This window comes from Buttiauxella sp. (genome assembly GCF_035271705.1).
Classification (GTDB): Bacteria; Pseudomonadota; Gammaproteobacteria; order Enterobacterales; family Enterobacteriaceae; genus Buttiauxella.
Map to the genome: position 1 here is coordinate 63487 of NZ_DATERI010000123.1, position 8773 is coordinate 72259.

Annotated in this window: 7 protein-coding genes; 1 reads left to right on the forward strand and 6 read right to left on the reverse strand. The window is 48.7% G+C overall.

Going from position 1 to position 8773, the window contains the following annotated elements; all coding sequences use genetic code 11:
- Positions 1-44: 44 nt before the first annotated feature.
- The 6 genes from rpsA to VJY99_RS11500 all read right to left on the reverse strand — a co-directional run bounded on the left by rpsA (position 45) and on the right by VJY99_RS11500 (position 6467).
- On the reverse strand, positions 45-1721 hold the full coding sequence (gene rpsA, locus VJY99_RS11475) for a 30S ribosomal protein S1 (RefSeq protein ID WP_064517522.1): 1677 nt from the start codon (positions 1719-1721) through the stop codon (positions 45-47).
- Between the two features lie 195 nt (positions 1722-1916).
- Entirely contained in the window at positions 1917-2603 is a 687-nt protein-coding gene (cmk, locus tag VJY99_RS11480; protein WP_324118531.1) for a (d)CMP kinase, read from the reverse strand.
- Between the two features lie 179 nt (positions 2604-2782).
- Positions 2783-3136, reverse strand: coding sequence for a M48 family metalloprotease (locus tag VJY99_RS11485; protein WP_324118532.1), 354 nt, complete (start codon positions 3134-3136; stop codon positions 2783-2785).
- 29 nt (positions 3137-3165) lie between these two features.
- Positions 3166-4449 carry a 3-phosphoshikimate 1-carboxyvinyltransferase gene (gene aroA, locus VJY99_RS11490; RefSeq protein ID WP_324118539.1) on the reverse strand — a complete coding sequence of 428 codons (1284 nt, stop codon included), beginning with the start codon at positions 4447-4449 and terminating at the stop codon, positions 3166-3168.
- A gap of 79 nt (positions 4450-4528) precedes the next feature.
- The gene (serC, locus tag VJY99_RS11495; RefSeq protein WP_324118533.1) at positions 4529-5614 is read right to left on the reverse strand and encodes a 3-phosphoserine/phosphohydroxythreonine transaminase; all 1086 of its coding nucleotides are present in this window, start codon (positions 5612-5614) and stop codon (positions 4529-4531) included.
- A 160-nt stretch (positions 5615-5774) separates the two neighbouring features.
- A complete protein-coding gene (locus VJY99_RS11500; protein WP_324118534.1) occupies positions 5775-6467 on the reverse strand; it encodes a DUF421 domain-containing protein in 693 nt (230 codons plus the stop codon).
- 138 nt (positions 6468-6605) lie between these two features.
- Between VJY99_RS11500 and ycaO the strand changes: the two genes are divergently transcribed.
- Entirely contained in the window at positions 6606-8363 is a 1758-nt protein-coding gene (ycaO, locus tag VJY99_RS11505; RefSeq protein ID WP_324118535.1) for a 30S ribosomal protein S12 methylthiotransferase accessory factor YcaO, read from the forward strand.
- Positions 8364-8773 lie beyond the last annotated feature (410 nt).

Consider the following 8773-nt stretch of genomic DNA (forward strand, 5'->3'; position numbering starts at 1 on the left):
CGAACAAGGGCGGCCGCAGCCGCCCTGATTTAGTGCTCAGACGATTACTCGCCTTTAGCTGCTTTGAATGCTTCAGCCATAGCGTTAGAGAAGTTCGGTGCATCTTCCTGTTTGTTGTTAACAGTAGCGATTGCATCTTTCTCGTCAGCTTCGTCCTTAGCACGAACAGACAGGCTTACAACACGGTTTTTACGGTCAACGCCAGTGAATTTAGCTTCAACGTCGTCGCCTACGCTCAGAACCAGAGTTGCATCTTCAACGCGGTCACGGGAAGCTTCAGAAGCACGCAGGTAGCCTTCTACGCCATCTGCTAATTCAACTGTAGCACCTTTCGCGTCAACTGCTGTTACTTTACCAGTAACGATAGTACCTTTCTTGTTCAGTGCAACGTAGTTGTTGAACGGATCTTCTGCGAGTTGTTTAACACCCAGGGAGATACGCTCACGTTCTGCGTCAACTTGCAGAACCACAGCCGCGATTTCGTCGCCTTTCTTGTATTCACGAACTGCTTCTTCGCCTGCAACGTTCCAGGAGATATCAGACAGGTGAACCAGGCCGTCGATGCCACCGTCCAGGCCGATGAAGATACCGAAGTCAGTAATAGACTTGATTTTACCTTCAACGCGGTCGCCCTTGTTGTGGGTTTCAGCGAACAGCTGCCATGGGTTAGATTTGCACTGCTTCAGACCCAAGGAGATACGACGACGTTCTTCGTCGATATCCAGAACCATAACTTCCACTACATCACCAACGTTAACAACTTTGGATGGGTGGATGTTTTTGTTGGTCCAATCCATTTCGGAAACGTGAACCAGGCCTTCAACGCCTTCTTCGATTTCTACGAAGCAGCCGTAATCAGTCAGGTTAGTCACGCGACCAGTCAGTTTGGTACCTTCTGGATAACGCTTAGCGATAGCGACCCATGGATCTTCGCCCAGTTGTTTCAGACCCAGAGACACACGAGTACGCTCACGGTCGAACTTCAGTACTTTAACGGTAATTTCATCGCCAACATTCACGATTTCGCTTGGATGCTTAACGCGTTTCCATGCCATATCAGTGATGTGCAGCAGGCCGTCAACGCCGCCCAGATCAACGAATGCACCGTAGTCAGTAAGGTTCTTAACGATACCTTTAACTTCCATGCCTTCTTGCAGGTTTTCCAGCAGTTGATCACGTTCTGCGCTGTTTTCAGATTCGATAACTGCACGACGAGAAACAACAACGTTGTTACGCTTCTGGTCCAGCTTGATGACTTTGAACTCAAGCTCTTTGCCTTCCAGGTGCAGAGTGTCACGTACCGGACGAACATCAACCAGGGAACCTGGCAGGAACGCACGAATACCGTTCAGCTCTACAGTGAAGCCACCCTTAACTTTGCCGTTGATGATACCGACCACAGTTTCAGCTTCTTCGTAAGCTTTTTCCAGCGTGATCCAAGCTTCGTGACGCTTAGCTTTTTCACGGGACAGCAGAGTTTCGCCAAAGCCATCTTCAACAGCGTCCAGAGCAACATCAACTTCGTCACCAACCTGGATTTCCAGTTCGCCAGCAGCATTTTTGAACTGCTCAATCGGAATTGCAGATTCAGATTTCAGACCGGCGTCAACCAGTACTACGTCTTTATCAATAGAAACTACAACACCACGAACGATGGAACCCGGACGGGTTTCGATTGTTTTAAGGGATTCTTCAAAGAGTTGAGCGAAAGATTCAGTCATGTTGTTAATCTTCAAGGTTCTTTAGTTTAACGTCCATTTAGCATCCCGCCGAATGGGGTTGTTTCACATACCCCGCCATTGGCTCCATGCCGACAGGGTTTAGGTTACAGGGGTAAAAAACTACCCTTCGTGTCAGGATACCACTATGGCAATATCATGACAAATATGACAAAACTTCCACCAGCGCAATATTCACTATTGAGCTGGTGTTAAAATTTTCTGCGCATGAGTCAGCGCTTGTTTGATGACCTCGTCAATGGCCATGCTGGTTGAATCCAGCACCAGCGCATCTGCGGCTGGGACTAACGGTGCTACAGCACGGTTGCGGTCACGGTCATCACGTTCTTTGATTTCTGCCAAAAGGCGCTCAAAGTTAACACTAAAGCCCTTCTCCTGCAACTGTAGCATACGCCTGCGCGCACGCTCTTCAGAAGATGCGTCAAGGAATATTTTTACTGGCGCATCAGGGAAAACCACGGTGCCCATATCACGCCCATCAGCAATCAGGCCTGGCGCTTCTCTGAATGCACGTTGGCGGCGCAGCAATGCTTCACGAACACGAGGAAAAGCAGCAACTTGAGAGGCTGCATTGGCAACTTCCTGAGTACGAATCTCCGCGCTGACGTCTTCCCCTTCAAGGATGACTTCCAGGTTGCCATTGTTGGCAACAAAACGCACATCAAGGTGTGCTGCGAGCGGGACCAGCGCATCTTCGGAGCTAACATCAACCTGGTGATGTAAGGCCGCTAATGCCAGGACTCTATAAATTGCTCCAGAATCAAGCAGATGCCATTGTAACGCTTCCGCCATGGCTTTACACAGCGTGCCTTTACCTGCGCCGCTTGGGCCATCAATTGTTATTACCGGGGCGGGTGCCGTCATCGTACTCTCCTCTCGCTGGAATTGCGGATCTAAAATAGAAACGCCGCATATTATACGCCGCCAGAATCCTGACCGTCACCTTTCCTGCCAATTATCGTCGTTAATATGGCTGAGTGTAGAAGAATTGCGCAACTTGGGACAGGGCTGGAAAAAACCAGCCCCAAAATCAGAGGGCTGGTTTATTTTTTATCTGCTGCTATGCGGTCACGCACATGTTGTGCGCGTTCAGCTGAAGGTGGATGTGAGTCAAACATCGATTTTGCTGAGCGACTCAGCGTTGCCAGTTTATCAAAGCTGCTGGCCAATCCTTGAGGATTAATATTACGTTTTTTGAGCAGATCGTAGGAGAAATCATCAGCTTCTGACTCTTCACTACGCGAGAACGTTGCATTAATTGCCGCTTCAGCTAAATCGCCAAGTTGTGACTGTGACAGCTGCGACGCCACACCGCTGGTTGCCGAAACGGCATCTCGCGCCGCCATTGTGGCAAACGGAGTTGATTTATGCGGGATATTGAGAATTTGCTCCGGCATATACCGTGACCGGAGCAAGCGGTGGTGTATTACTTGAGGGTACTAATACGCGCTAATTGTTCGAAATAGTCCGGGAAAGTTTTTGCCGTACATTTCGGATCCAGAATAGTGACTGGCGTGTCTGACAACGCCACCAGCGAGAAGCACATTGCCATACGGTGATCGTTATAAGTCCCGATTTCAGCCATTTGTAGCTGGGCCGGTGGAGTCACGGTGATGTAATCTTCACCCTCTTCCACTACTGCGCCCACTTTACGCAATTCAGTTGCCATTGCGCTCAGTCGATCAGTCTCTTTCACACGCCAGTTATAAATGTTACGCAGCGTGGTCGTGCCTTGAGCAAATAATGCCGCAGTAGCGATAGTCATTGCCGCGTCAGGGATATGGTTCATGTCCATATCGACAGCGTTGAGTTCACCGCGCTCGCAGGAGATGAAATCTTCCCCCCAGGTCACTTTCGCGCCCATTTTTTCCAGCACATCGGCAAAGCGAATATCACCCTGGACGCTATTACGACCGATACCTGTCACTTTTACCGTACCGCCTTTGATGGCGCCAGCGGCAAGGAAGTAAGACGCAGAAGAGGCATCCCCTTCCACCAAATAAGCACCCGGGGAGGTGTACTGCTGGCTACCACGAATAACAAAACTGCGATACTCGCGGTTTTCCACCTCCACGCCGAAGGTTTTCATCAGATGTAACGTGATGTCGATATACGGTTTTGATACCAACTCACCTTTGATAGTGATTTCAGTGTCGTTTACCGCCAACGGTGCCGTCATTAAAAGTGCGGTCAAGAACTGGCTGGAAACACTGCCATCGACAGCCACCTGGCCACCACTAAAACCGCCGCGCAAACGCAACGGTGGATAATTTTCTTGTTCCAGATAGTCAATCTGAGCACCGCCCTGACGTAAAGCATCGACCAGATGGCCAATCGGACGTTCTTTCATGCGTGGTTCACCGGTCAGCACAATATTATTGCTACCGAGGCACAATGCCGCCGCGAGCGGGCGCATAGCGGTCCCTGCATTACCTAAGAACAACTCCAGCTCACCTGTCGCATGCAATGGGCCGCCCATGCCAGTGACTTCGCAGCGCGTACGGTCGGCAGAAAGTGAATAGCTGACCCCCAATGCTTTCAGCGCGTTGAGCATATGACGCACATCATCGCTATCCAGCAAATTAGTCAATTCAGTGGTGCCATGCGCAAGCGCTGCAAGCAGCAACGCGCGGTTAGAGACACTTTTTGAACCAGGAAGGTTAATCGTGCCGTCGACCAGAGCGATGGGTTGTAACGTCAGGGATTCCAACATGGGGAAAATACTCTCAACTCAAACAGAATAAAAACCCCGCGAACCATGTCGCGGGGAGAATAACAACGAACAACGATTAACCGTGGCGACGTTCAAAGTCGACCATGAAGTCGGTTAACGTTTTAACGCCTTCGAGTGGCATCGCATTGTAGATAGACGCACGCATCCCGCCCACAACACGGTGGCCTTTCAATGCATGCAGACCGGCAGCAAACGACTCGTCGAGGAAGACTTTATCCAGTGCACTATCCGCCAACTGGAAAGGTATGTTCATACGTGAACGGTTGGCAGATGCAACATCGTTACGGTAGAAATCACTTTTATCAATCACACCGTATAACAGACTCGCTTTCTCACGGTTGATTTTGTCCATGACTTCCACACCACCTTGTTCTTTCAGCCATTTAAAGACCAGGCCAGAAAGATACCAGGCAAAGGTAGGCGGGGTGTTAAACATGGAATCGTTATCGTTTAGAACCGTGTAGTCAAGAATTGACGGGCACGCTTTATGCGCCTTGCCGAGCAAATCTTCACGCACGATAACCAAAGTCAAACCAGCCGGGCCGATGTTTTTCTGCGCGCCTGCGTAAATTACACCGAAACGACTAATGTCCAGCGAGTGCGACAAAATGGAGGATGAGAAATCCGCAACCACGACTTTATCGCCAAAGTCTGGCGTTTCGTGGGAAGCGATGCCATCGATGGTTTCATTCGGGCAATAATGCAGGTAAGCACTATCTTCAGAAACCTGCCACTCGCTCATCGGTTTGAGGGCACGCAAGCCGTCAACCGTCACTTTCGCATCGATAACATTGGGGGTGCAGTATTTGTGCGCTTCTTTTACTGCGCTGCTCGCCCAATAGCCGCCATCCACATAATCAGCCGTCGTTTTGTCACCCAGAATGTTTAAAGGCACGCCAGCAAATTGGCCGCGGCCGCCACCGTGACAGAACAAAACTTTGTAGTTCGAGGGGATTTGCAGTAGATCACGAAAATCTTTTTCAGCTTCTTCAGCGACCTGAATAAACTCTTTACCACGGTGGCTAATCTCCATTACGGAGGTACCTAAACCTTGCCAGTCGCAAAGTTCAAGCTGCGCACGACGTAGCACTTCAGCCGGCAACATCGCCGGGCCAGAACTAAAATTGTATACCTGAGTCATTTCCCCTCACCACGCTTAGATCAACAAGTTTTTTCACTCTATCGGTTTTATCACTCAGATGCTGAGCCTGCAATGGTTAATCAGGCAGGACCGGGGAATGTGCGCAAAATCACACAACAGAATCAACCAGTCGCTGAATTAAACGCCCGATAAACGCCCGTCAGGTCACTCGCGAGGCGGTGCTGGCCTTTACCCAAACTTTGTGAGCACATCGTGGGCAAATAGATTCCTTACCCGCATTCAAGGTGACGACTTCACTGCAACGGATACAGGCATAATCGGCCTCTTCTGGTATTTTAATGAACCGTTCACAGCAGTGCTCAGGCAAAATGGGTAAACCCGGTCTGATGAGTTTATCGGGAAAGAAATAGACGCTTATTTGGCCATTGGTTTCAAGTATCGCCAGACGGACCTGCCCGAGGTGCTCGACGCCCAGCAAGCGAAGCTCCATAAAAAACTCAAACTCCGTCATATTTTGCGACTTCATTTTTTCCCAGGCAAACGTCCCTTCCTCAATAAGGACTGAAGGTTTTCCCTCAAACAGGTTTTCGAGTTTTTCACTGTGGCTCATCAGCCACATCACCAAACGATACAGCAGTGCCAGGGTGACGAAAACAATCAGCACCGGTAGCATCGGCACGTCATGATAAAACGCGACATCTCCCGCCGCCGAACCGAGCGTTAAGATTATCAACACTTCAAACAGTGACATCTGCCGGACGCCGCGCCGCCCCGTTATCTTTAAAAACAGAAACACCAATATAAAGGTGTAGAGACTGCGAAAAGCGACTTCCCAAAGAAAATCGAGTGGGACGTCGTTCAAGGCCATCCGTTGGAGATCAAAGCTCTTCATTTTTACCGCCATAACAGTAGGTTACTGACAGTAAGCATAGCCTGTTATGCTATTGCCGCCTGCTTGCTACTGACAATGGCGTCAGTCTGCTAAAACCCGTATCATTGCGCGCTTTGCGTACGACAAAAGTGAAACCACATGACTCAAACCTTTATTCCTGGCAAAGATGCCGCACTGGAAGATTCCATCGATCGCTTCCAGAAGCAACTCTCCTCCCTTGGCTTTAATATTGAAGAAGCCTCTTGGTTAAACCCGGTTCCTAACGTTTGGTCTGTTCATATCCGTGATAAAGACAGCGCGCTGTGCTTTACCAATGGTAAAGGTGCAACTAAAAAAGCCGCGTTAGCTTCCGCTTTGGGCGAATATTTCGAGCGTTTGTCGACAAACTATTTCTTCGCTGATTTCTGGTTGGGCAAAACCATCGCTAATGGCCCGTTTGTGCATTATCCAAACGAGAAGTGGTTCTCAATTCCAGAAGATGACCAGCTACCAGAAGGTATTCTCGACGAGCGTCTGCGTGCGTTTTACGATCCAGAAAAAGAAGTCACTGCGGGTATGCTTATCGATCTGCAGTCAGGTAATGAAGAGCGGGGTATTTGCGCTCTGCCATTTACCCGTCAGTCTGATCAAGAAACCGTTTATATCCCGATGAATATTATCGGCAACCTGTACGTGTCAAACGGGATGTCTGCCGGGAATACGGCGAACGAAGCTCGTGTGCAGGGGCTGTCAGAAGTTTTCGAACGCCATATTAAGAATCGCATTATTGCTGAAAGCATCAGCCTGCCAGAAATTCCACAAGAAGTGCTGGATCGCTATCCGGGTGTGGTTGAGTCGATTGCGACCCTGGAAGCGGAAGGTTTCCCAATCTTCGCTTATGACGGTTCATTAGGTGGCAAATATCCTGTTATCTGCGTTGTGTTATTCAACCCAGCAAATGGCACCTGCTTTGCCTCATTCGGTGCACACCCCGATTTTGGTGTGGCACTGGAACGTACTGTTACAGAACTGCTTCAGGGACGTGGCCTGAAAGATTTGGATGTCTTCACTCCGCCAACCTTTGACGACGAAGAAGTGGCCGAGCATGCAAACCTCGAAACCCACTTCATCGACTCCAGCGGTCTGATTTCATGGGATATGTTCAAGCAAGATGCCGACTATCCGTTTGTTGACTGGAGCTTCTCCGGAACAACTGAAGAAGAGTTCGCCACATTGATGGCAATCTTCAACACAGAAGATAAAGAAGTTTACATCGCCGACTACCAGCATTTAGATGTTTATGCTTGTCGTATCATCGTACCGGGGATGTCCGATATTTACCCTGCGGAAGACCTGCTGCTGGCTAACAATAGTATGGGCCATCACCTGCGTGACACTATTCTGGCACTGCCAGGAAGCGAGTGGGAGAAGCAAGATTATCTGGACCTCATCTCTCAATTAGATGAAGAAGGCCATGATGATTTCACCCGTGTGCGTGAGTTGCTTGGCCTGGCCACAGGTAAAGACAACGGCTGGTACACATTGCGTATTGGTGAATTGAAAGCAATGCTGGCGCTGGCAGGCGGCGATACAGAACAGGCGCTTATCTGGACAGAATGGACGATGGAGTTCAACGCCTCTATTTTCAGTGCTGAACGTGCTAACTACTATCGTTGCCTGCAAACATTATTGCTGCTTGCGATGGAAGAAGATCGTCAACCGTTGCAGTATCTGAATGCCTTCGTTCGTATGTTTGGCGCAGAAACAGTAGAAGCCGCAAGTGCAGCACTCAGTGGTGAAGAAGCATTCTATGGATTGCAAGCCGTCGACAGTGATTTGAAAGCGTTCCCTGCCCATCAGGCGTTGTTAGCTGCATATGAAAAATTGCAACGCGCAAAAGTGGCTTTCTGGAAATAACAAAACTATACCCAAAATAATTCGAGTTGCAGGTAGGCGGCAAGGGAGCAAATCCTCAGGAACTTACTTGAGTAAGTGACTGGGGTGAAGGAGTACGGCCCCCACCCCCCTGTCACTTGAAGTATGACGGGTATAAACTCAAGCTGCATAAACCTTAAGGTTTACGCTATATTACGGGGCAATTTTTATTGCCCCGTGTTTTTAATGGCAGCGTAATAATTTCACTTGTGACTCAATAGTTAAATACTGGTGAAATATTATTATTTTAAACTGCAAATAATGTTGCGAAATTATTGAAATACTCCATTCTAATTAACTTGTCACAGGAGCTTAAAGACTAAATATCAAATTACGTTATAAATTTTAAACTTTATTTTTATCATTAAAATCAATAATTTATACTGAAATAC